The following is a 24,416-nucleotide window of genomic DNA, read 5'->3' as shown; positions in this document are numbered from 1 at the left end:
AATACAGAAACAGGCGACGTCTTCGTTAAGAATAACGGTAACTGGGATAAAGAAGGCAACATCAAAGGCCCTAAAGGGGACAAAGGTGAACAAGGTCTTCAAGGTCGTGATGGTCAAGACGGAGCACAAGGTTTACCAGGACGCGACGGACGTGATGGCGCAGCAGGTCGTGACGGACGTGATGGACGCGACGGTAAAGACGTATTGAACGGCAAAGTTGATCCAACTACAGAAGGTAAAGACGGCGATAAATACGTTAACACAGAAACAGGTGACGTTTTCGTTAAGAATAACGGCAACTGGGAAAAAGAAGGCAACATCAAAGGACCTAAAGGTGACAAAGGTGAACAAGGTCTTCAAGGACCTGCTGGTCGTGACGGAGCACAAGGTTTACCAGGCCGCGACGGACGTGATGGAGCAGCAGGTCGTGACGGACGTGATGGACGCGACGGAAAAGACGTATTGAACGGCAAAGTTGATCCAACTACAGAAGGTAAAGACGGCGATAAATACGTTAACACAGAAACAGGTGACGTCTTCGTTAAGAATAACGGCAACTGGGAAAAAGAAGGTAACATCAAGGGACCTAAGGGTGACAAAGGGGAACGTGGAGAAGATGGTAAGACTCCAGAAGTAACTGTAACTCCAGGTAAAGATGGCCATAGTACCGACATTACATTCACTGTTCCAGGAAAAAATCCAGTTACAGTAAATGTTAAGGACGGAGAAAATGGTCTAAATGGTAAAACTCCAAAAGTTGATTTGCTTCGTGTCGAAGGACAAAACGGCAATCCATCTCATACAATTGTGACATTCTATACTGATGAAAACAATGATGGTAAGTACACTCCAGGAACTGATGAACTTCTAGGTTCTGAAATGATTAAAGATGGTGCTAAAGGTGCGGACGGACGTGATGGTAAATCATTAATTACTGTAAAAGATGGTAAAGAAACTAAAGTTTACCAAGAAGATCCAGTACATCCAGGTCAACCATTGAACCCAGAAAAACCTCTTGCAGTTATTAAAGATGGAGTGGACGGTGTCTCTCCAACAGTAACAGCTGTTCGTAAGGATGAAGAAGGTCATAAAGGTGTAGAAATCACTGTTGATAACCATGATGGTTCACAACCAACTACAGTCTTTGTTCAAGATGGTGCTAAGGGAGAAACTGGTGCAACCGGTCAGGATGGACAAACTCCTACAATCACTACTCAACGTGGACAAGATGGCCAAAGCACTGTTGTAACTATCACAACACCAGGTAAAGATCCAGTAACCTTTACAGTAAAAGATGGTAAGAATGGTAAGGATGGACGTACACCAACTATTGACTTAAATGCATTGGTGGAAGCAGTTAGAAGAGGTGTTGGATCAACTTCTAATTCACAACCTTCTGGAACATCAAGAAGTGCAAGAAATAGAAGAGCATTACCAGATGAAGATAGAAGTGCAACTGAGTCATCAGAAACAGTACAACCATCAACTACAGGTTCAACAGGTTCACAACCAGCAACTGCAGGTTCAACAGGTTCACAACCATCAGCTACAGGCTCAACAGCATCACAACCAACATCAACTCAACCTAAACCATCAGGTGAATATGCGGGAACCGAAATAAAAGCATATTATGATAATAATAATAATGGTGTATTTGATGAAGGTGATGAGTTGATATCAAGTACTGTTATTCCTCCTGCTCCAAAAGGAGAGAATGGTAATGATGGTAAAGATGCGATAAGAGGAGCTGAATTATTAAGTGGAATTATAGCTCCAAGGCCAGAAGATGGTAAAGACGGTGATACTTATATCGACGCTAATACAGGTGATGTTTACAAGAAAGAAAATGGTTCTTGGAACAAGATTGGTAATATCCGTGGACCTCAAGGAGTAGCCGGCGAAAAAGGCGAAAAAGGCGAAAAAGGTGAAAAAGGTGAAAAAGGTGAAAACGGAGCTAATGGAGCAGACGGTAAATCACCAGTTGTAAATGTAACGGACAATGGAGATGGAACACACTCTATTACTGTTAGAAACCCTGATGGTTCTGAATCAACAACTAAAGTTAAAGATGGTAAAGACGGTAAAACTGCCAATATCACTACAACAGAAAATCCAGATGGAAGCCACACAATCACTGTAACAAATCCAGACGGAACAACTAAAGAAACAGTTGTTAAAAACGGTAAAGACGGTAAGACTCCAAAAGTTGAAGTAACGGATAACGGAGATGGAACTCATACTGTTAAAGTTACGGATGGAGACGGCAATGTTACCAACGCTATCATCAAAGATGGTAAAGACGGTAAAGCTGCAACAGCAACAACTACTGAAAACCCAGATGGAAGCCACACAGTAACAATCACTAACCCAGACGGAACTAAGAATGAGTTTGTTGTGAAAAATGGACGTGACGGTGTTGACGGACGTACTCCAACCGCATCTGTTCGTGATAATGGAGACGGAAGTCATACAATCGTTATTACAAATCCAGAAGGTGTGACAACTGAAACCACAGTTCGTGATGGTAAATCACCAAAAGTGACTATAACTGATGAACAAAATGGAACTCATAAGATCTCAGTTCTAAATGGTGATGGAACAACTACTGAAACAATCATTAAAGATGGTAAATCACCAGTAGCAACTGTTACTGACAACCATGATGGTACTTACACAATTCGTGTAGAAAACGGTAATGGTACTGTTTCTGAAACCACAGTTCGTGACGGTAAATCACCAACTGCTAAGGTTGTGGATAACGGAGATGGAACTCACACTATCACAGTTGTGAACTCAGACGGTACAACTACAACAACAACAGTTCGTGATGGTAAAGAACCAAAACTTGAAGTGATTGATAACAACAATGGTTCACATACTATTAAAGTGACAGGTGCTGATGGTAAAGAAACTACAACTACAATCTTTGATGGTAAATCACCAAAAGCGAACATCGTTGATAACGGAGATGGAACTCATACATTAACAATCGTAGATTCTGATGGTCGTGAATACAAATCTATTATCAAAGATGGTAAAGACGGTAAAGATGGCGTTTCACCAACTGTAACTGTTAAAAATAATAACGATGGAACTCACGTTGTAACAATCACTAATCCTGATGGAAGTAAGACAGAAATGGTGATTAAAGACGGTAAAGATGGTAAATCACCAAAAGTTTCTGTTGAAGATAATGGTGATGGTAGTCATACAATCACAATCATCAATTCTGATGGAACTGTGACAAAAACAGTTATTAAAGATGGAAAAGATGGTAGAGATGGACGTGATGGTCGAGACGGCAAAGACGGAAAATGTGGATGCCAAGACAAACCAGTAACACCATCAAATGACAAACCAGTTCCTCCAACACGTAATGTGCCAGAAGGACCAACGTTTGCAATGCCAGAACCACCAGTTCATGAATTGCCAGAATTCAACGGTGGTGTGCCAGGAATGCCAGAAGTTCATGAATTGCCAGAATTTAACGGTGGAGTACCAGGTATGCCTGAAGTTACTGAAGTACCAGAATTAGATATGCCAACAGTACCAGCACAACCAACACCAAGTGTACCGGTTAAACCTGTACCAGTACAACCAACACCAAATGTACCGACACCAGAAGTGCCAGTACAACCAACTCCAGTTGTTCCAACACCAGAAGTACCGGTTAAACCAGTACCAGCGGTTCCAGAACAACCAGTAGTACCAACACCGGCTCAACCAGCAACTCCAGTAAATGCTAACCCAGTAGTACCAACTACAGTTAAAGAAAACCATGGGGACAAATTACCAGAAACTGGAAGCCAATCTGATTATATCTCTGTTCTTCTAGGTAGCGGTATTCTATTGAGCCTATATGTAGGTCGAAGAAAAGAAGATTAATCAGCAAAAAGCAGTCACTAATTTCTCGAAAGAAGATGATAAGTGATAGATCTCGAATGAAAGAATATTCTTAGAATGATTTTCCTATGATGGAAAAGACTGCTAAAAACCTTGAGTGGTAACGCTCAAGGTTTTTTTGGATGAGTGATGTTTGTCTGAAAATCTTGATTGAGTCTAAAAATGCCACCCTATTAGGTGGCGATCATTGATTTAGACTTTTAAAAATTCTTTATTTTTTACTGAATCGCTGCGACCAAGTCTTGAGCTTGTTTTTCAAGTGAGTTTAGGACTGATTCTTCGAGAACCAATTTTCCATCTGCCCAAGCAGAGTCGTTGACACGTGCCGCAGTGAAATCACCAACGATTTGTGTACGGATAAATGGCAAGAGGTCTTTGTAAATAGCGAAGAGGTGATCGTGACCTGCATTAGCTACAGATGATACGGTGACAAACTTGTCTTGAAGGGCAGAAGCACCACGTGTATCAGATAAGTTAAGGGCACGAGATAGCCAGTCAAGCAAGTTTTTCACTGTACCAGGGATAGAGAAGTTGTAGACTGGAGAGAAGATCCAGATAGCATCCGCAGCGAGAACTGCTTCACGAGCAGCAGCTACAGCTGGATGTGTTGGAACTTCCAAATCTTGGCTGAAGAGAGGAAGGGCTGAATAATCAAGGTAGCTAACTTCTGCTTTACCATCAAGTGCTTTCTCAGCTTCGAGAGCCATTTGGTGGTTGAAAGAACCTTGGCGTAGTGATCCGACGATAAATAATACTTTTTTAGACATGATGTGTCTCCTTTTTCTTAAATTTCCGAGAAGTCTCTCGTTGTTATAAAATATATTACAACAAAACAAAAGGACTTGCAAGAAATTTGCTCAGAGTTTATTTGAAAATTATAAAATTGCTGAAACTCTAGTCACTTGCCAATGGAAAAGTAAGAACAGTTTTTTGGATTCTGGTTTTCTTTGATTTTATAGAAGTATTCTAACATTCTCTTGTAATATGATGACATAAGTGCTAAAATAAACAAGAAAACTCGCAATAGAAACCGCATAACAGCTATTTTCCGGTATCATTTCATAAATAATTAAAGGAACAATAATGGCATTGAAGAATGCTTCTAAAAAGGGGTGGAGATCATGTAAGGAACAGATTAACAAGTGACGGACAAAAGAAATAATAATACACTTGTTAAAGGAGAAAAAATGTTAATAAGAAATTATCGGAAAAATATTGGCCTGATGGCCGGAGTTGAGTTTTTTGCATTTCTAGGGATTACCAGTTTTTGGATTCTCTTTCTCAGTCAAAACGGAATGTCTCTTTGGCAGATTGGACTTCTGGAGAGTATTTTTCATACGACCAGTCTTCTCTGTGAAATTCCATCTGGTATGTTAGCTGACCGCTATTCCTATAAGACCAACCTTTATTTAAGTCGTATAGCAGGAATTGTGTCTTCTATTCTCATGTTGGCTGGGCAAGGAAATTTTTGGATTTATGCACTAGCTATGGCGATAAATGCCTTGTCTTATAATTTTGATTCAGGAACAAGCGCAGCAATGGTCTATGACTCGGCTGTAGAGGCTGGACTTAAGAAGCGTTACTTATCTATTTCAAGTTTTATGTCAGGAGTAGCAGAAGGAACTCGGTCTTTGGGGACAGTGTTGGCGGGATTTTTTGTCCATGGTCAATTGCACCTGACCTACTATATCATGATTGCCACTTCTATCATAGTTCTTTTCCTGATTTGGATGCTGAAAGAACCCAGTGTCAAGGTAGAAAAAGCTGATAGTGTGACCATGAAACAGATTATTTGGACTGTTAAGGAAGAGTTGGGGCGAAATCCTATGCTGTTTAACTGGATGATTTTATCTCAGATTGTCGGAACACTTATGTGCATGTTTTATTTTTACTATCAAAATCAGTTACCGGATTTAAGTAGCTGGCAAATTTCAGCAGTTATGCTACTTGGTAGTCTCCTGAATATCCTTGCAGTCTATCTAGCGAGTAAGATTGGAAAGAAATATGCTGCCTTGAAGATTTTCCCTCTTCTCGTCCTGCTGACTGGAGTCACCTATATGCTGTCCTACTTTGGAACACCTCTAATCTATATTTTGATTTATTTGATTAGTAATGCTCTATATGCTCTTTTTCAGCCGATTTTTGACAATGATTTGCAAGAGCGCCTTCCAAGTGAAGTAAGGGCAACCATGCTGAGTGTCTACTCTATGATGTTTAGCCTAAGTATGATTGTATTCTTCCCACTGACAGGCTGGTTGATTGACCATTTAGGCTTTGTAGTAGCATTTCTTTATCTAGGATTCTTTTTAGTCATGATTAGCCTTCTACTAGCTATCTTTTTAGGAAAAATGGCTAAAAGAATGAATGATGAAATCATTTCATAGATTCAAAGAACTTACGAAAACTTGAGTACCAAAGCTCAGGTTTTTTAATAGGTTGATTTTGAAGCTGTCTTTACTTTTCTTGCTCGGTTTTAAACAAGAAAAATCGGTTTGCTTTGAAGGAAGAAATAAAGTGCGATTGTTCTTGCATTCACTTGTAATAAAGCCCAATAGATGGTAAAATAGACGAGTGAAAAAAAGACAAAATAAAGCAAAAAATAATCTACTGTGGCAGTATGGTCTAGGGATGACGATTTTGTTTGTGGTTATCAGTGCTTCCTTTCTGTATCTGGTTTCTCTCGGCATGAAACCCTATCAAACAGCTAAAAGTGAAGGAGAAAAATTAGCTCAGCAGTATGCAGGATTAGAGCAGGCTGATCAGGTTGATTTATACAATGGCTTGGAATCTTACTACAGTGTTCTTGGTCGTAATAAACAGCAAGAAGCGCTTGCTGTCCTGATTGGAAAAGATGACCATATGATCTACGTTTATCAGCTAAATCAAGGTGTTTCACAAGAAAAAGCAGAAGCGGTTTCGAAGGAAAAAGGAGCTGGCGAGATTGACAAGATTACCTTTGGCCGTTATCAAGACAAGCCAATCTGGGAAGTTAAGTCAGGATCTGATTTTTATCTAGTAGATTTTGAAACAGGAGCATTGCTCAATAAGGAGGGCTTATGAAACTATCCAAGCGTGTTTCAGAAATGGAAGAAAGTGTCACTTTAGCTAGTGATGCGAGAGCAAAAAAATTAAAAGCTCAAGGTAAGGATGTCCTTTTCTTGACCTTGGGACAACCAGATTTTCACACTCCTGAAAATATTCAGGATGCAGCAGTTAAAGCTATTCGAGAAGGACAGGCTTCCTTCTATACAGTAGCTTCAGGCCTACCAGAATTAAAAGCTGCGGTGAATACCTACTTCGAGCGCTACTATGGCTATTCTGTCGCAAGTAACGAGGTTACCTTTGCTACAGGTGCCAAGTTCTCCCTCTATACTTTCTTTATGGCTGTAATCAATCCTTTAGATGAGGTTATTATTCCAACTCCATACTGGGTTAGTTATGGAGACCAGGTCAAGATGGCAGAAGGGATTCCAGTCTTTGTTCAAGCTAAAGAAGACAATGATTTTAAAGTCACAGTGGATCAACTAGAACTAGTTAGGACAGATAAGACAAAGGCTTTGGTTCTCAATTCACCATCTAATCCGACTGGTATGATCTATACTCGTGAAGAATTACTAGCTATCGGAAATTGGGCAGTTGAGCATGACATTCTGATTTTAGCAGATGATATATACGGTCGCCTTGTTTATAATGGAAATGAATTTGTTCCAATCTCAAGTCTATCAGAAGCAATTCGTAAGCAAACCATTGTTATCAACGGTGTATCTAAGGCTTATGCCATGACAGGTTGGCGGGTAGGTTATGCAGTGGGTGATCCAGAAATCATTGCTGCTATGAGCAAATTGACAGGTCAAACAACTTCTAACCTAACTGCTGTTTCACAATATGCAACCATCGAAGCCCTAACTGGACCGCAAGATTCTGTGGAAGTTATGCGTCAAGCATTTGAAGAACGTCTCAATACCATCTATCCAATCTTGTGTGAAGTCCCTGGTTTTGAAGTCGTTAAGCCACAAGGAGCCTTCTATCTCTTCCCGAATGTTAAAAAAGCCATGGAGATGAAAGGTTATACGGATGTGACTGACTTTACAACAGCTATTCTTGAGGAAGTTGGTTTGGCACTCATAACAGGAGCTGGCTTTGGAGCGCCAGAAAATGTCCGCCTCAGCTATGCGACAGACCTAGACACGCTTAAAGAAGCAGTTAAACGCTTGAAAGCATTTATGGAAAAATAAAAGAAAAAGAAAAGGAAAAATAATGACAAAACGTGTAACGATTATTGATGTAAAAGACTATGTTGGTCAAGAAGTGACGATTGGCGCTTGGGTTGCCAACAAATCAGGAAAAGGGAAAATCGCCTTCTTACAATTGCGTGATGGAACAGCCTTCTTCCAAGGTGTAGCCTTTAAACCAAACTTTTTAGAAAAATTTGGTGAAGAAGTGGGACTTGAAAAGTTTGATGTTATCAAACGCTTGAGCCAAGAAACTTCTGTTTATGTGACAGGGATTGTCAAAGAAGACGAACGTTCTAAGTTTGGCTATGAGTTGGATATCACAGACATCGAAGTGATCGGTGAGTCTCAAGATTACCCAATCACACCAAAAGAACACGGGACAGACTTCTTGATGGACAACCGTCACTTGTGGCTCCGTTCTCGCAAGCAAGTAGCGGTGATGCAAATCCGTAACGCTATCATTTATGCAACTTATGAGTTCTTCGACAAGAACGGCTTCATGAAATTTGATAGCCCAATTCTTTCAGGAAACGCGGCAGAAGATTCAACTGAACTCTTTGAAACGGACTACTTCGGAACGCCAGCCTACTTGAGCCAATCAGGTCAACTTTACCTAGAAGCAGGTGCTATGGCTCTTGGTCGTGTATTTGACTTTGGTCCAGTATTCCGTGCTGAAAAATCAAAAACACGCCGTCACTTGACTGAGTTCTGGATGATGGATGCAGAATACTCATACTTGACACACGATGAGTCACTTGACTTGCAAGAAGCTTATGTAAAAGCTCTTCTTCAAGGTGTTCTTGATCGTGCGCCTCAAGCCTTGGAAACATTGGAACGTGATACAGAACTCTTGAAACGCTACATTGCAGAGCCCTTCAAACGTATCACTTACGATCAAGCCATTGACCTCTTGCAAGAGCATGAGAATGATGAAGATGCTGACTACGAACATCTTGAGCATGGTGATGACTTTGGTTCACCACATGAAACTTGGATTTCAAACCACTTTGGTGTGCCAACATTTGTCATGAACTACCCAGCAGCCATCAAGGCCTTCTACATGAAACCAGTTCCTGGAAATCCAGAGCGCGTGCTTTGTGCAGATTTGCTTGCACCAGAAGGTTATGGAGAAATCATCGGTGGGTCTATGCGTGAGGAAGACTACGATGCATTAGTTGCTAAGATGGATGAACTTGGCATGGATCGTACAGAATATGAATTCTACCTTGACCTTCGTAAATACGGTACAGTTCCACACGGAGGATTTGGTATCGGTATCGAGCGTATGGTAACCTTCGCAGCAGGAACAAAACACATCCGTGAAGCTATCCCATTCCCACGTATGTTGCACCGTATTAAACCGTAAATAAAAAATCAAAGTAAGAGGTCATATCGGTCTCTTACTTTTTTAGAATTAAATTTCTAGAAAACACATTAATATATATATATATATTAAAATTTCCTACATATTTTGCATATAAACGTAGACAATTTAATTGAAATAATGTTATAATGTAAATTAGGGATTAAGTACCTAAGTGTAGCTGCTTTAATGTATAAATTAAGCTGGAAATGGAGGCGTTTTCTAAATACTTGGGTGTAATTCCGCAATTAACATATATTTTAAAAAAAGGAGAAACCATGTATTCAAGAATGGAAAAAAATCACGGACAAAAAGTGCAACGCTTTTCAATCCGTAAGTATAGTTTTGGTGCGGCATCAGTAGCTGTAGCAGCTTACATGATGTTTGGTGGAGCAGCAACTGTTCAGGCTCACGAGCAAGGTACATCAACTACAGTGACTAGCGAAAAGGTTAACTCTGATGCTGGAAATCAAGCAGATTCAACCATGCCTCTAGCTTCGACTGGAACTGCTACACCAACAGCTGAGCAACCATCAACACCAGCGCCTGCAGCAACGCAACCAACAGCACCGACTGAAACACCAAAAGCCGAAGAAGCTCTAGCACCAGCTTCAAAGGCTGACACAAGCAAATTGGAAGCAGCTATTGCTCGTATGGAAGCAGCTCTTGAGAAAGCAGGTCTAACTGAAAAGACTGCCTCAGCCATTGAAGCAGCAAAAGCAGAACTTGCTAAGGCTCAAGCCCTTTTGTCAAACGATAAAGCGACACAAAAAGAAGTTGATTTTTCAACAAGTTCATTGAAAAACAGAGCTTTCGTTGTTGAAAGTATGCCAAAAGCATCTGCAGACAAGAAAGAAAACAAAAACCAAGATTCACGTAATGGAAAAGCTATTCCAGGACAAGGTGAAAGTGGATTTAGAGATGGAGCTGCAACAGCTAATCCAATTATTCCTGCTACTGAAGGACCAACAAATAACAATAAATTAGGTTCAGGAAACAACCCAGCTGATGGTGTATTTGAAAGTGCAAAAAATCAATTTGGTGATATTGATTTTGCTAATGCTACAGAAAAAAGTAAAGAAGTTAAAAAACAATGGTCAAGATCTACTGCATCTCAAGGTGGGAATACTGAAATTTTAGGTAGTTTAACTTATAACTGGAAAGAAAAAGAAATTACCGCAGCAGAAGCTAACAATAATAATGCCTTGAATGGTTGGAAAATTGAAAGTGGAGAAAAAGTAACTGCAGTTAAACCTGAAGCACCAACTAATGTTTCAGCTGATCGTCCAGCAGGTTTCGATCCTAAACCATCGAAAGTGTATGATTTAGATGGAAAAGTTACTCAAAGAGATAATGAGAATCCAGCTCCAGAAAACCCACTTGGTGTAAATGCTGCTAACCAAAGTTATGCGAATGGTGTGAACTACTCAGGTATGGTAGGAACTCATGATTTACCAAAAGGATATTATCTAGAATTAGGAAAACAAGGTACAAAAATTTCGAAAGAGTACGCAGTAAATGGAAATTCTAGAGTGATGCTAAGTGCTATCACAGGTGGTGCTTATGGTAATGCCGGAACTGCTGGAACAGGTGAAAAAGTAAAAATTACTGTTAAAGACGACAAAGGAAATGTAATTGCTAGCATCAGAGATGACCGTACGATTGGTGAAAAATTCGAAGAATCACATATTTCTGAACCTGCTGGTGATGGAGGAAATGGTGACGGTTGGGCTGAATACCGTGCGATCTATGAAATTCCAAAAGATGTCACAAAAATTAAAGTTGAAATTGAAGCTTTAAACGATGGTACAGCGATTAACAATTCATATTTAAAAGGAACAAATACTAAGGTAACAGATGGTTACTTCGTTGGTGCTGTTAACTTGGCAGTTGGTACTGGTGTAGAAATGACTACCAATGTTAAAAGCAACAAGAAGGAAGGTAAGTTCGGAGAAGATAATCTGTATAAATCAAAACAAAAAGGTGAATTCGAATTTACAGTAAACAGTGTTGGTGGAACTCGTCTATACGGATCTGCAGAAACAGAAATCGAAGTTCCTGAAGGGGTAGATCTTCCAAATAATATTACAAATCCAACAGGATGGGTTTGGTTTGGAGATACACCGGTTGCTCCTAATAATATTCAATGGGATCCAGCAACTAGAAAATTAAGATTAAAATATAATACATCAAAATCTAATAACGGCGACGCTCCATATATCGGTGTAGGTTCTAATGGTGGTAAGAATGATGGAGTGCGTAAATTCAGATTGCCATTTACAACCGCTGATAACTATAAAGGTACAGCTACATTTAAAGTGAAAACATCATTACCAAATGGTTTGCGAGATGGAGAAGATAATAAACTGTTAAATACAGGTGATGTTTCTAATGCTGATGGTAAATATCATCCAGTAGTAAATGGTGTAAGAAATACTGACCAACCAGATTACTACTACAATAAAACTATTTATATTGATACAGTTAAGCCACAAACTCCAACAGTAGAAGCAGTTCATACAGACAGTGTTACTGGAGAAAAAACTGATAAAAAACAACCAACAGAATTATTAATTTCTGTAGTACCTGCAGAAAAAGATCCTAACTTAACAGATGAAGCTAGAGAAAAACAAGATATTGCAGCTAACGATAAAAATAATGGAACCACTCGTAATGCTGATACGGAAGTAGACAATATTAAAAAAGCTATTGGTGGCTTAACTTCAATGAAAGTTACTTTACCAAATAGTAAAACACCGATTACATTAACGAAAAAAGAAGACGGTTGGTATAACGGTGAAACAAAAGTAGAAGTACGTGATGGTAAATTAGTTGTACCAGTTCCTGCGGGTACTGATTTAACAGAAGCAAGTGATACAACTAACCCAGATAAACGTATTAAAGTTACAGTATTAGACAAGGCAGGAAACGAATCAGATCCAGCATATGGAGATGTTATCAATAATGCTCCGACTGTAGAAACTAAGAAAAAAGATATCTATGTTTATAAAACTCCAGCAGATAAAAAGTTAACGGCTGATGAAGTACTTAAAAAATCAGAAGCTACCGCTACTGACTTAGAAGATGATCGTGATGGTGTTGATTCTACTAAACCAACGATTGCTGTAAGTAATGACGGTGGGTTAGATTCAACTAAGCCAGGAGATTATACAGTAAGAGTTCAAGCTACAGATAGTGAAGGTAAAAAATCTAATATTGATACTACAACAGTTCACGTATTAGATTTAATTACAGTAGATCCAACAGTAACAGCTGACCCAACAAATCCAAGTACAACAGCTCCAGTATCTCCAAAAACAGCTGATACACCAGTTAAACCAGGAGATGAAAATTATGGTAAATACCCAGCTGGTGTAACACGTGATGACTTAGTTAAAGAAGTGACACGTACGGTTAAATTTATCAATGTTAATGATAAAGATAATCCAAACGCTCAACCTATCGACCCAGAAACGGCTCCAGATAGAGTTCAAAAAGTAACTTACAAACGTACAGCAACTGTAAACCCAGAAACAGGTGAAGTAAAATACTCTGATTGGACTGTTTATGAAGGAGCAGAAATATCAGATGCTTCAGTAGAAGATGGAAAAGGTAAATTTAATGAAGTTACTTCTCCAGTAATTGAAAACTACTTACAAGTAGAGCCTGCTGATAAAACTATCGAAGAAAAAGAAGCACCAATACCATCTGAAACAGGTGAAGTTACTAATGAAGTAGTGAAAGTTCTTTATAAAGAAATTGGATCATTTACACCTGAGTATCCAGCTGGTAAGAAACCACAAGATGCACCAGATACAATTAAATATCCAAACAATCCAAATGACCCAACAAAACCTGGTGATTTCAGTAAGGTAGTTATTCCTTATGTAGATGGATATGTTCCAAAATATAATGGAGTAGAATTAACACCAGTTGATCCTGCAGATCCATCTAAAGGATACAAAGTTCCAGATAACTTTGACCCAACTGATAAATTCGGTAAGACTCCAATTCAATATGCACCTGGAATTCAAAAAGCTACAGTTAACTTTGTTTCTGTAGATGCAGCTGGTAAAGAAACACCATTAGATGAGAAGTTTAATATTACTGATCTTTCAGGTAAAGCTGGAACACAAATTCCAGAAGATAAAATTCAAGCTCGTCTTGATGTGTTAAAATCAATGGGTTACACAGTTAAAGAAAATCCATTCGATCAAGATCCAACATTTGATTCTGATTCAGATAAAGATCAAAGCTTTACAATTAAGTTAACTCCAAAAGTTTCAACACCAACTCCTGTTTATGTTGTGGAAGGTGATAAACCAACAGCAGAAAAACTAAAAAATGCGGTTACTACAGAAGGAAATGACAAAACTGTAGATGAAACTAAGATTCCTGAAACAAAAGGAAAAGTTGGAGATGATACATTAACTGCACCAGTAACAGTAACATACGGTTCAGGTGATAATAAACGTGAAGAAACTGTTAATGTACCAGTGAAAGTTGTTCAAGGATACCCACAAATCGTACCAGTAGATCCAAAAACTGCTCCAAAAGCAGAAGATAGCATTGACCCATCTGATTATCCAGAAGGTGCGAAATTCACTTATGAAAAAGAACCTGATACATCATCAACTGGAGATAAAGAAGTTAAGGTTATCGTAACGGATAAAGATGGTAACGAATTAGTAAAAGTACCAGCAACAGTACGTGTAGTTGGAGCTTATAGACAGTATGTGCCTGTTGATACTAAACCTGAGACAGTCTTGGCTAAAGATAATATTGATCCAGAAGAGTTTCCAGAAGGAACAACATTTGAGTACAAGGATAAAGATAATAAACCAGTAGATACAAAAACAACAGGAGATAAAGATGTTGTTGTTGTAGCAAAACTTAACGGTGAACCAATTGCAGAAATTCCAGCGAAAGTTACTGTAGTAGGTCCTAAGACTCAATATGTAGTAGCAAATCCTGAAAATACTCAACCAAAACCAGCAGACAGCCTTGTAGATAAAGAGAAATATAGCTTCCCTGATAATGCTACTTTCGAATACAAAGAGAAAGTAGATACAAAAACATCAGGTGAAAAAGATGTAACTGTAGTTGTTAAAGATGAAGGTAAAGATACAATCGTAGAAGTACCTGCGAAAGTTAAAGTGGTACAAGGAAATCCACAAATCATTCCTGTAGATCAAGGTCAACCACTTGCAGAAAACAGTATTAACAAAGGTGATTATCCAGAAGGTGCTACATTCGAATACGAAAAAGTAGATGGAAAAGATCCGGTTAATATTTCGGAAGCTGGGGATAATCCAGTAACAGTTGTAGTTAAGGACAAAGATGGTAATGTATTAGTTAAAGTACCAACAACAGTGCGTGTCGTAGATGCTTACAGACAATATGTACCAGTAAATACTGATCCAACTAAAGTGGTGCCTGCAGAAAATATTGTCCCAACTGACTTCCCAGAAGGAACAACATTTGAATATAAAACTCCAGTTGACACATCAAAACCAGGAGATAAAGATGTTGTAGTTGTTGCCAAACTGAAAAATGGTGAAACAATTGCAGAAATTCCAGCAAAAGTTACTGTAGTAGAACCTAAGACTCAGTATGTAGCAGTAGGAAATGAACCAGATGTAAATAAATCTGTAGATCCATCAGTATTCCCTAAAGAAGCAGAAGCAAAACCTGAATATAAAGAAAAAGATATTTCTAAAACACCAGGTGAAAAAGATGTAACTGTAGTTGTTAAAGATAAAGATGGAGATACAATCGTAGAAGTACCTGCGAAAGTTAAAGTGGTACAAGGAAATCCACAAATTATTCCTGTTGATCAAGGTCAACCACTTGCAGAAAATAGCATTAACAAAGGTGATTATCCAGAGGGAGCAACTTTCGAATACGAAAAAGTTGACGGAAAAGATCCGGTAAATATTTCAGAAGCTGGAGATTACCCAGTAAACGTGATCGTTAAGGATAAAGATGGTAATAAACTTGTAACAGTACCAACAACAGTACGTGTAGTTGATGCATATAGACAATATGTACCAGTAGATACAGATCCTAAGAAAGTAATTCCTGCAGAAAATATTGTCCCAACTGACTTCCCAGAAGGAACAACATTTGAGTATAAAACTCCAGTGGATACAACAACACCAGGAGATAAAGATGTTGTTGTTGTAGCAAAACTAAATGGTGAACCAATTGCAGAAATCCCAGCGAAAGTTACTGTAGTAGGACCTAAGACTCAATACGTAGCAGCAAATCCTGAGAATACTCAACCAGATGTGAATAAATCTGTAGATCCATCTGTTTTCCCTAAAGAAGCAAAAGCAAAAGTTGGGTACAAAGAAGATGTTGACACTAAAACACCAGGAATTAAAGATGTAACAGTAGTTGTTAAAGATGAAGATGGAGATTCAATCGTAGAAGTACCTGCGAAAGTTATTGTAGTTCAAGGTAAAGAGCAAGAAGTTACAGTGAATCCAGATAAAGCTCCAGAAGCAAAAGATAATATTAATCCTAAAGACTTCCCAGAAGGGGCAACATTTACATTCAAAGAACAACCTGATACAAAAACACCAGGTAAGAAGAATGTAATTGTAGTTGTTAAGGATAAAGATGGTAATCTATTAGTTGAAGTTCCAGCAGTTGTAAATGTGGTAGAACGTAAAGAAGAGCCACAAACACCAAAAGAAACTGTTACAGCAACACCAATCGTGGTTGAAGTAGGAACGCCAATCACTAAAGAAGATGTGAAAGGTCATGTTAAATTACCAAAAGATGCTGAAATTATCGAAGTTGGGGAAATCCCTACAACTGAAACACCAGGAGTGAAACCAAGTGTTAAAGTGAAGGTGAAACTACCAACAGGAGAAATTGTAGTAGTAGACGTCCCAGTAACGGTAATTCCTAAACGCATTCCAGAAACTAATCCATATAATGGAGATGGATATAACGGTGGTGGAAATGGTGGTAACAACTACAGACCAACTCCTACTCCACAAAATGTTCCGTCAAGACCAACTGCTCCTGATCAACCTGTAACTCCTACGGAACCAGGACAGCCAGCAACACCAAATCAAACTCAACCAGCGGCACCAGCTCAAGCAGATGCAACAGTAGCAACTGACACAGCTGCTAAACCAGCAACACCTAAATATGTTGATGGTCAAAAAGAATTGCCTAACACAGGTACAGAAGCTAACGCTAGTCTTGCAGTGCTTGGACTTCTTGGAGCCCTAGGTGGATTTGGACTTCTTTCTCGCAAGAAAAAAGAAGACTAAAAACTCATAGTTTTTAAGAAGATGATTCGTCATCTTCTTTTTTTATTTCGGTGTTTTTACTTGCGTAAAAAAAAGTTTTTTAGTATAATAGTTTATTGTGAGCGAACCTCACTTACCCCTTGCAAAGTCTTGGGGTCATTAGACCAAAAGGAGGAACATATCAATGGCTAAATACGAAATTCTTTATATCATTCGTCCAAACATTGAAGAAGAAGCTAAAAACGCTTTGGTAGCACGTTTTGACTCTATTTTGACTGACAACGGTGCAACTGTTGTTGAATCAAAATCTTGGGAAAAACGTCGTCTTGCATACGAAATCCAAGATTTCCGTGAAGGACTTTACCACATCGTTAACGTTGAAGCAAACGACGACGCAGCTCTTAAAGAGTTTGACCGTCTTTCAAAAATCAACGCTGACATTCTTCGTCACATGATCGTCAAAACTGACGCGTAAGAAGGTAAACTATGATTAACAATGTTGTACTTGTAGGGCGTATGACACGTGATGCTGAGTTGCGTTATACCCCATCAAATGTAGCAGTTGCGACTTTTACTCTTGCAGTAAACCGTACATTTAAGAGTCAAAATGGCGAACGTGAGGCTGATTTTATCAATGTCGTTATGTGGCGCCAACAGGCTGAAAACCTTGCTAACTGGGCTAAAAAAGGCTCACTTATTGGGGTGACAGGTCGTATCCAGACTCGTAGTTACGATAACCAGCAAGGACAACGTGTCTACGTGACAGAGGTCGTGGCTGAGAATTTCCAAATGTTGGAAAGCCGTAGTGTGCGTGAGGGACATACAGGTGGAGCTTACTCTGCACCAACTGCAAACTATTCAGCACCTACAAATTCAGTACCAGACTTTTCACGTGATGAAAATCCATTTGGAGCAACAAATCCATTGGATATTTCAGATGATGATTTACCATTCTAATGGACAACTAAAATTATAAAGGAGAAAAAACATGGCTCAACAACGTCGTGGCGGATTCAAACGCCGTAAAAAAGTTGATTACATCGCAGCAAACAAAATTGAATATGTTGATTACAAAGATACTGAGCTTCTTAGCCGTTTCGTTTCAGAACGTGGGAAAATCCTTCCTCGTCGTGTAACAGGAACTTCAGCTAAAAACCAACGTAAAGTAACAACAGCTATCAAACGCGCTCGCGTAATGGCTTTGATGCCTTTCGTAAACGAAGATTAAAAAAAGGGGTCCAGTGGACCTCTTTTTCATGAGCTTGAAAACAAGAAAGCGAATTAAGACCCGGTTGGGTCTTTTTTTCACGAGCCTTGAAATGTGAGAGCGAGTTGGGGTCCAGTGGACCTCTTTTTCATGAGCTCGGAAAAAAGAAAGCGAATTAAGACCCGGTTGTGTCTTTTTTTCACGAGCTTTGAAATGAAAGAGCGAGTTGAGTTCCGAGTGGACCTCTTTTTCAGACCCGGTTGTGTCTTTTTTCACGAGATAGTTTTTTTCTGACCTTGGCGTGCTATAATGGTAATAGAAAGAGTAAAGGTGGCTAAGTCAAAGATGAATTGTACGATTAGAAATATGGTTAAGTCTGATATTGAATCCTTATCTCATGGATTTATGAATCAAGGTTGGCCTGGTAGAGAGGAAATTTTGGCTAGATATTTTCTGGAACAGGAAAGTGGGGAGAGAGAAGTCTTAGTTGCAGAGATTGATGGTGTTGTAGCGGGCTACGTTACCATTTTGCCCTCTGCTAAACATGGTCCTTTTGTAGGAATCTATCCAGAATTATCAGATTTTAATGTGTTTGAGCCTTTTCGAAATCAAGGGATTGGGAATCAACTGCTAGAAGAAGCAGAAAAACGAGTCAAGTTTGTTTCGAGTAAGGTCACTCTTGGTGTAGGTTTGCACTTAGGCTATGGCCCTGCCCAGAGATTGTATATCAGACGGGGCTATATTCCAGATGGGACAGGTGTGTGGTATAGAAATAAACCGCTAGAAATGGGTGCAAGTTGTCAAAATGATAATGATTTAGTTTTATACTTATCCAAGGACTTACAATAAAACTGGAAACTTTTTGAAAATAGGGGATTTAGCTACTTTATGGTATAATGGAAAGAGTTAGATTGAAAGAGGTAGTGAGATGGATGCCAAATTAAGATACAAGGCAAAGAAAATCAAGATTGTCTTTTTTGATATTGATGATACATTGCGGAATTCAAAGACAGGTTTTATTCCAGCTTCAATCCCAACTGTTTTTAAGCAATTACGTGAGAAAGGAATTTTGACAGGTATTGCTTCTGGACGAGGGATTTTTGGTGTCGTTCCAGAGATTCGTGATCTCAAGCCTGACTTTTTTGTAACTTTGAATGGGGCTTATATCGAAGATAAAAAAGGTCATGTCATTTATCAGCATCAGATTGAGAAGTCAGATGTTGAGGAGTATATCTCTTGGGCCAAGCAAGAGGGAATTGAGTATGGTTTGGTTGGGAGTCATGATGCCAAGTTGTCGACTCGCACCGATATGATTAGTGAAGCTATCAATCCAATTTACCCCGATTTAGATGTAGATCCTGATTTTCATGAAAAAGAAGATATCTATCAAATGTGGACTTTTGAAGATAAGGGAGATGACTTGCACTTGCCTGATAGTCTCTCAGACAAACTTCGCATGGTTCGTTGGCACCAACATTCGTCTGATATTGTGCCGATTTCAGGCTCCAAAGCGACGGGGGTGGAAAAGGTTGTGGAACACCTTGGCTTGAAACCAGAGAACGTCATGGTTTTTGGAGATGGCCTCAACGACTTGGAACTCTTTGATTATGCAGGAATCAGCGTTGCAATGGGAATTTCTAATGATAACATCAAAGAAAAAGCAGATTATATTACAAAAACATTGGAAGAAGATGGCATTTTTGATGCCTTAGAAGGATTTGGTATGGTAGAAAAAGAATTGCATTTCCCACAAGTAGACATTGAAACAGTAGAAGGTCCTCTTGCGACCATTAAGACCAATCACGGAGACTTGCGTATTAAGCTCTTCCCTGAACATGCTCCTAAAACAGTAGCTAACTTTGTTGCACTTTCAAAAGATGGCTACTATGATGGAGTCATTTTCCATCGTATTATCAAGGACTTTATGATTCAAGGTGGAGACCCAACTGGAACTGGTATGGGTGGCGAGTCAATCTACGGCGAATCATTTGAGGATGAATTCTCAGAAGAACTTTACAATGTCCGTGGTGCCCTTTCCATGGCCAATGCTGGTCCAAATACCAACGGCAGCCAATTCTTTATCGTGCAAAATCAACACCTGCCTTATTCTAAGAAAGAAATTGCTCGTGGTGGTTGGCCAGAACCGATTGCGGAAATCTATGCCAACCAAGGTGGCACTCCTCATCTAGACCGCCGTCACACGGTTTTTGGTCAGTTAGCTGATAAAGCTTCTTACGCTGTCTTAGATGCCATTGCTGCTGTTGAGACAGGAGCTATGGATAAGCCAGTTGAAGATGTTGTGATTGAAACAATTGAAATCGAGGACTAAGATGAAAATCGGTGATAAGCTAAAGGGGCGTATTACAGGGATTCAGCCCTACGGTGCCTTTGTTGAGCTAGAGACGGGTGATACAGGGCTGATTCACATTTCAGAGATTCGGACAGGCTTTATTGAAAATATCCAAGAAGCCTTGAAAGTCGATGAAGAGGTTCAAGTGCAAGTAGTGGATTTAGATGAATTTACAGGGAAAGCTAGTCTTTCTATCCGTACTTTAGAGGAAGAAAAGCACCAGTTTCCGAGACGGCGACGCTTTTCAAGCGACCGTTTTAACTACGGCTTCGCTCCTCTCAAACGAATGATGCCAATTTGGACCAAGGAAGCCCTTCAACATTTGAAGAATCAGAAGCACTAGTTAGAAATTTCTATCTTTTGTAATGTTAATATAAATTTGCTATAATAAGACCATGGAAGAAGAACAATTATTAAAATCAGGAGAGCGCATTAACCAGCTCTTTTCAACAGATATCAAAATCATTCAAAATAGAGAGGTTTTTAGCTATTCGGTGGATAGTGTTCTCTTGTCACGTTTTCCACGTTTTCCTAAGAAGGGCTTGATAGTGGATTTTTGTGCTGGAAATGGAGCAGTGGGGCTATTTGCTAGCACTCGGACTCAGGCACAGATTTTGGCTGTTGAGATTCAGGAGCGTTTGGCGGATATGGCTGAACGCTCTGTCCGTTTGAATGGTTTAGAAGAGCAGATGGAGGTCATCTGTGATGATTTGAAAAATATGCCTGCTTACATCCAGGGAAGTAAGGTGGATATGATTTTGTGTAATCCACCCTATTTCAAGGTGGATCCTCATTCAAACCTGAACGAGAGTGAACATTATCTCTTGGCGCGCCACGAAATCACGACTAATTTGCAGGAAATCTGTCGTAGTGCCCAAAGTATTCTCAAATCCAATGGACGCTTGGCCATGGTTCATCGTCCTGATCGACTTTTAGATATCTTGGACAGCTTACAACGGCATAATCTAGCTCCTAAGCGTCTGCAGTTTGTTTATCCAAAAAGAGAAAAGGAAGCCAATATGCTTTTGATTGAGGCTATCAAGGATGGTTCAACAAGCGGTTTTAAGGTCTTGCCACCTCTCATTGTCCACAATGATGATGGCTCTTATACGCCGGAACTCGAAGAGATTTATTATGGATCATAAGGCTTATATGTACGTGCTGGAGTGTCGTGATGGATCTTACTATACAGGCTATACGACTGATGTGAGAAGACGCCTCGCTGTCCACAATAGTGGGAAGGGAGCCAAATACACACGAGCCCTCTTGCCAGTCAAACTTATCTATGCTCAAGGTTTTGCCAGTAAGGAAGAAGCCATGTCGGCTGAAGCCCTTCTCAAGCGTAAGAAGAGGCCGCAGAAGGAAAGATTTTTATCTGAAAATCAAGATAGAAATTTACTCAGTTATTTTGAAGAGTAGCGGGGAGTCCTTTGACTCCTCTTACTTTTGTCAAAAAGCGAAAAAAATGCTACAATAAAGAGAATAAACAAAATGAGGTATTATCATGTCTAAGATTCTAGTATTTGGTCACCAAAATCCAGACTCAGATGCCATTGGGTCATCTGTAGCCTTTGCCTACCTTGCAAAAGAAGCATGCGGTTTGGATACGGAAGCTGTTGCCCTTGGAACTCCAAATGAAGAAACAGCCTTTGTCTTGAACTATTTTGGTGTAGAAGCACCGCGTGTTATCGCTTCTGCTAAAGCAGAAGGAGCAGAGCAAGTTATCCTGACTGACCACAATGAATTCCAACAATCTGTATCAGATATCGCTGAAGTAGAAGTTTATGGTGTTGTAGACCACCACCGCGTGGCTAACTTTGAAACTGCAAGCCCACTTTACATGCGTTTGGAGCCAGTTGGATCAGCGTCTTCAATCGTTTACCGTATGTTCAAAGAACATGGTGTAGCTGTGCCTAAAGAGATTGCTGGTTTGATGCTTTCAGGTTTGATTTCAGATACCCTTCTTTTGAAATCACCAACCACACACCCAACAGATAAAGTCATTGCTCCAGAATTGGCTGAATTAGCTGGTGTAAACTTGGAAGAGTATGGTTTGGCTATGTTGAAAGCTGGTACAAACTTGGCCAGCAAATCTGCTGACGAATTGATTGACATCGATGCTAAGACTTTTGAATTGAACGGAAATAATGTCCGTGTTGCTCAAGTAAACACAGTGGACATCGCTGAAGTATTGGAACGCCAAGCAGAAATTGAAGCTGCAATGCAAGCGGCTAACGCAGCAAACGGCTACTCTGACTTTGTCTTGATGATTACAGATATCGTCAACTCAAACTCAGAAATCTTGGCTCTTGGTGCCAATATAGACAAGGTCGAAGCAGCCTTCAACTTCAAACTTGAAAACAATCATGCCTTCCTTGCTGGTGCCGTTTCACGTAAGAAACAAGTGGTACCTCAATTGACTGAAAGCTTTAATGCTTAAGATTTTGAGTGTTAATTCAAATTAGGAAAGGCTAGTTTGACTTATATCGAAAGGAGTTTCGGCTCCTTTTTTTCTAGGAGTGAAGCATGTTAGAAAATGGCGATTTGATTTTTGTGAGAGATGAGTCAGATATGGGACAGGCCATCCAGACTTCCACAGGCAACTATAACCATGTTGCGATTTGTTTGGATGGGATGATTTACCACGCTAGTGGACAGGATGGTGTTGTCTGTCAGGAACCAGTAGACTTCTTTGAGTCCAATCACTTGTACGACCTCTATTTCTACCCAGAAATGGATATCCAGTCTGTGAAGGAAAAAGCTTGCAAACATCTAGGAACACCCTACAATGCTTCTTTCTATCCAGCTGGACCTGGTTTCTACTGTTCCCAGTACATGGCAGAAATCCTACCGATTTTTGAAACGATTCCCATGAAATTTGGAGATGGGGAGCAGGAGATTAGTGATTTTTGGAGAGAGTATTACAGAGAACTAGGTCTGCCTGTTCCTTTGAACCAAGCTGGGACCAATCCTAGTCAGTTGGCAGCATCGCCTCTGTTAGAATGTAAAGAAAGGAATCTTCATGATTCAGATTTTTAATCCATCTCGTTTGACGAGACAGCCATTTTTTAGAGAATTGATCCGCTATCTGGACCAGCATGAGGATATTATTTTGCGAGAAATTAAGGCTCAATTTCCAGATGTTGCAGTTGATAAACTCATGGAAGAGTATATAAAGGCAGGTTTGATTTTACGAGAAAATAAGCGTTATTACCTTAATCTTCCTATGCTTGAATCACTCGATAGTCTCGAACTGGATCAAGAGATTTTTGTCAGCGAAGATAGTCCAGCCTATCAAGCATTGTTAGAGCAGGGTTTTGAGACAGAATTGCGCAATCAAACCAATGCAGCTATTTTAGTTGAAAGGACGGACTTTGCGAGAACAGAAATGACCTTGTCTAATTATTTCTACAAGGTCAAACATCAGTATCCTTTGACAGAAAAACAGCAGGAACTCTATGACATTTTAGGAGATGTTAATCCTGAGTATGCTCTCAAATATATGACGACTTTTTTGCTAAAATTTCTCAAAAAAGATCAACTGATGCAGAAACGCCGTGACATCTTTGTGGACAGTTTAGTTGTCCTAGGTTATATTGTCCAAAATGAAGATGGAAAGTATGAGTTGGCCGTCGATTTTGATAAGGAAAGATTAACTTTCTACTTGGCCTGATTTCTTTTTTCTGAGCACATTGTTTGACTTTCCTTAGTATTCGGTATAAACTATATGTAACCGGTAACACATATCGGAATAAAATTAAAGGAGACAATCATATGTCACTTGAAAACAAATTGGAACAAGCAACAGGTGCTATCAAAGAAGGATTTGGTAAAGTTACTGGAGATAGCAAGACTGAAGCAGAAGGCGCTGTAGAAAAGACAGTTGCTAAGGCAAAAGAAGTAGTTGAAGACGCTAAAGGTGCTGTAGAAGGTGCCGTTGAAGGTTTGAAAAACGCTTTTAAATAAAAATAGAAAAAATCAAGGGTTTCATTTCCCTTGATTTTTTTCTATCTTATGGGCACCTCTAAAAACCTATCCAATGGACACCAAAATATGAGATAATAGCCTTATCATAAGATGAGGTTATTAT

General features: G+C 39.5%; 19 protein-coding genes. 18 read left to right on the top strand and 1 reads right to left on the bottom strand.

Annotation, left to right across the window (positions count from 1 at the left end; all coding sequences use genetic code 11):
• Positions 1–3,885, top strand: a 3,885-nt coding sequence (locus K1I71_RS07805; RefSeq protein WP_223330662.1) for a collagen-flanked surface repeat-containing protein, incomplete at its 5' end; no start/stop codon positions are given.
• Positions 3,886–4,121: 236 nt separating this feature from the next.
• On the opposite strand, the gene K1I71_RS07800 is transcribed toward K1I71_RS07805, so the two are convergent.
• Entirely contained in the window at positions 4,122–4,670 is a 549-nt protein-coding gene (locus tag K1I71_RS07800; protein WP_223330661.1) for an NADPH-dependent FMN reductase, read from the bottom strand.
• 420 nt (positions 4,671–5,090) lie between these two features.
• On the opposite strand from K1I71_RS07800, the gene K1I71_RS07795 reads away from it, so the two are divergent.
• The 17 genes from K1I71_RS07795 (at position 5,091) to K1I71_RS07715 (ending at position 24,292) form a co-directional block, all read left to right on the top strand.
• Complete coding sequence (locus K1I71_RS07795; protein WP_223330660.1) at positions 5,091–6,287, top strand: MFS transporter; 1,197 nt, start codon at positions 5,091–5,093, stop codon at positions 6,285–6,287.
• Between the two features lie 187 nt (positions 6,288–6,474).
• Complete coding sequence (locus K1I71_RS07790) at positions 6,475–6,963, top strand: cell wall elongation regulator TseB-like domain-containing protein (RefSeq protein WP_223330659.1); 489 nt, start codon at positions 6,475–6,477, stop codon at positions 6,961–6,963.
• Entirely contained in the window at positions 6,960–8,138 is a 1,179-nt protein-coding gene (locus K1I71_RS07785) for a pyridoxal phosphate-dependent aminotransferase (RefSeq protein ID WP_223330658.1), read from the top strand. Before K1I71_RS07790 ends, K1I71_RS07785 begins: the two co-directional genes overlap by 4 nt.
• 22 nt (positions 8,139–8,160) lie before the next feature.
• The gene (asnS, locus tag K1I71_RS07780) at positions 8,161–9,504 is read left to right on the top strand and encodes an asparagine--tRNA ligase (RefSeq protein ID WP_020902243.1); all 1,344 of its coding nucleotides are present in this window, start codon (positions 8,161–8,163) and stop codon (positions 9,502–9,504) included.
• 275 nt (positions 9,505–9,779) lie between these two features.
• Complete coding sequence (locus K1I71_RS07775; protein WP_223330657.1) at positions 9,780–16,790, top strand: Rib/alpha-like domain-containing protein; 7,011 nt, start codon at positions 9,780–9,782, stop codon at positions 16,788–16,790.
• Positions 16,791–16,953: 163 nt separating this feature from the next.
• On the top strand, positions 16,954–17,244 hold the full coding sequence (rpsF, locus tag K1I71_RS07770; protein WP_070529093.1) for a 30S ribosomal protein S6: 291 nt from the start codon (positions 16,954–16,956) through the stop codon (positions 17,242–17,244).
• 11 nt (positions 17,245–17,255) lie between these two features.
• A complete protein-coding gene (gene ssbA, locus K1I71_RS07765; RefSeq protein ID WP_000609606.1) occupies positions 17,256–17,726 on the top strand; it encodes a single-stranded DNA-binding protein SsbA in 471 nt (156 codons plus the stop codon).
• Positions 17,727–17,757: 31 nt separating this feature from the next.
• Positions 17,758–17,997 (top strand): 30S ribosomal protein S18, encoded by a 240-nt coding sequence (gene rpsR, locus K1I71_RS07760; RefSeq protein ID WP_000068664.1) that lies wholly within the window; start codon positions 17,758–17,760, stop codon positions 17,995–17,997.
• A gap of 324 nt (positions 17,998–18,321) precedes the next feature.
• A complete protein-coding gene (locus K1I71_RS07755) occupies positions 18,322–18,825 on the top strand; it encodes a GNAT family N-acetyltransferase (RefSeq protein WP_125393642.1) in 504 nt (167 codons plus the stop codon).
• Between the two features lie 79 nt (positions 18,826–18,904).
• Entirely contained in the window at positions 18,905–20,305 is a 1,401-nt protein-coding gene (locus K1I71_RS07750) for a bifunctional Cof-type HAD-IIB family hydrolase/peptidylprolyl isomerase (RefSeq protein WP_223330656.1), read from the top strand.
• Position 20,306: 1 nt separating this feature from the next.
• The gene (locus K1I71_RS07745; RefSeq protein WP_000689605.1) at positions 20,307–20,669 is read left to right on the top strand and encodes a S1 RNA-binding domain-containing protein; all 363 of its coding nucleotides are present in this window, start codon (positions 20,307–20,309) and stop codon (positions 20,667–20,669) included.
• Positions 20,670–20,721: 52 nt separating this feature from the next.
• The gene (locus tag K1I71_RS07740) at positions 20,722–21,471 is read left to right on the top strand and encodes a tRNA1(Val) (adenine(37)-N6)-methyltransferase (protein WP_000390769.1); all 750 of its coding nucleotides are present in this window, start codon (positions 20,722–20,724) and stop codon (positions 21,469–21,471) included.
• A complete protein-coding gene (locus tag K1I71_RS07735; protein ID WP_223330655.1) occupies positions 21,461–21,745 on the top strand; it encodes a GIY-YIG nuclease family protein in 285 nt (94 codons plus the stop codon). The genes K1I71_RS07740 and K1I71_RS07735 overlap by 11 nt, the downstream gene beginning before the upstream one ends.
• Positions 21,746–21,830: 85 nt before the next feature.
• On the top strand, positions 21,831–22,766 hold the full coding sequence (locus K1I71_RS07730) for a manganese-dependent inorganic pyrophosphatase (protein ID WP_223330654.1): 936 nt from the start codon (positions 21,831–21,833) through the stop codon (positions 22,764–22,766).
• 86 nt (positions 22,767–22,852) lie between these two features.
• A complete protein-coding gene (locus tag K1I71_RS07725; RefSeq protein ID WP_000892239.1) occupies positions 22,853–23,365 on the top strand; it encodes a YiiX/YebB-like N1pC/P60 family cysteine hydrolase in 513 nt (170 codons plus the stop codon).
• Positions 23,349–23,999: a DUF1803 domain-containing protein gene (locus tag K1I71_RS07720; protein ID WP_223330653.1), complete on the top strand. Its 651-nt coding sequence runs from the start codon at positions 23,349–23,351 to the stop codon at positions 23,997–23,999. Before K1I71_RS07725 ends, K1I71_RS07720 begins: the two co-directional genes overlap by 17 nt.
• Before the next feature lie 101 nt (positions 24,000–24,100).
• A complete protein-coding gene (locus K1I71_RS07715) occupies positions 24,101–24,292 on the top strand; it encodes a CsbD family protein (RefSeq protein WP_000051184.1) in 192 nt (63 codons plus the stop codon).
• Positions 24,293–24,416: the final 124 nt, after the last annotated feature.

The organism is Streptococcus mitis (assembly GCF_019929545.1).
Lineage (GTDB): Bacteria > Bacillota > Bacilli > Lactobacillales > Streptococcaceae > Streptococcus > Streptococcus mitis_BU.
This window is presented reverse-complemented; position numbering and strand designations above follow the sequence as displayed.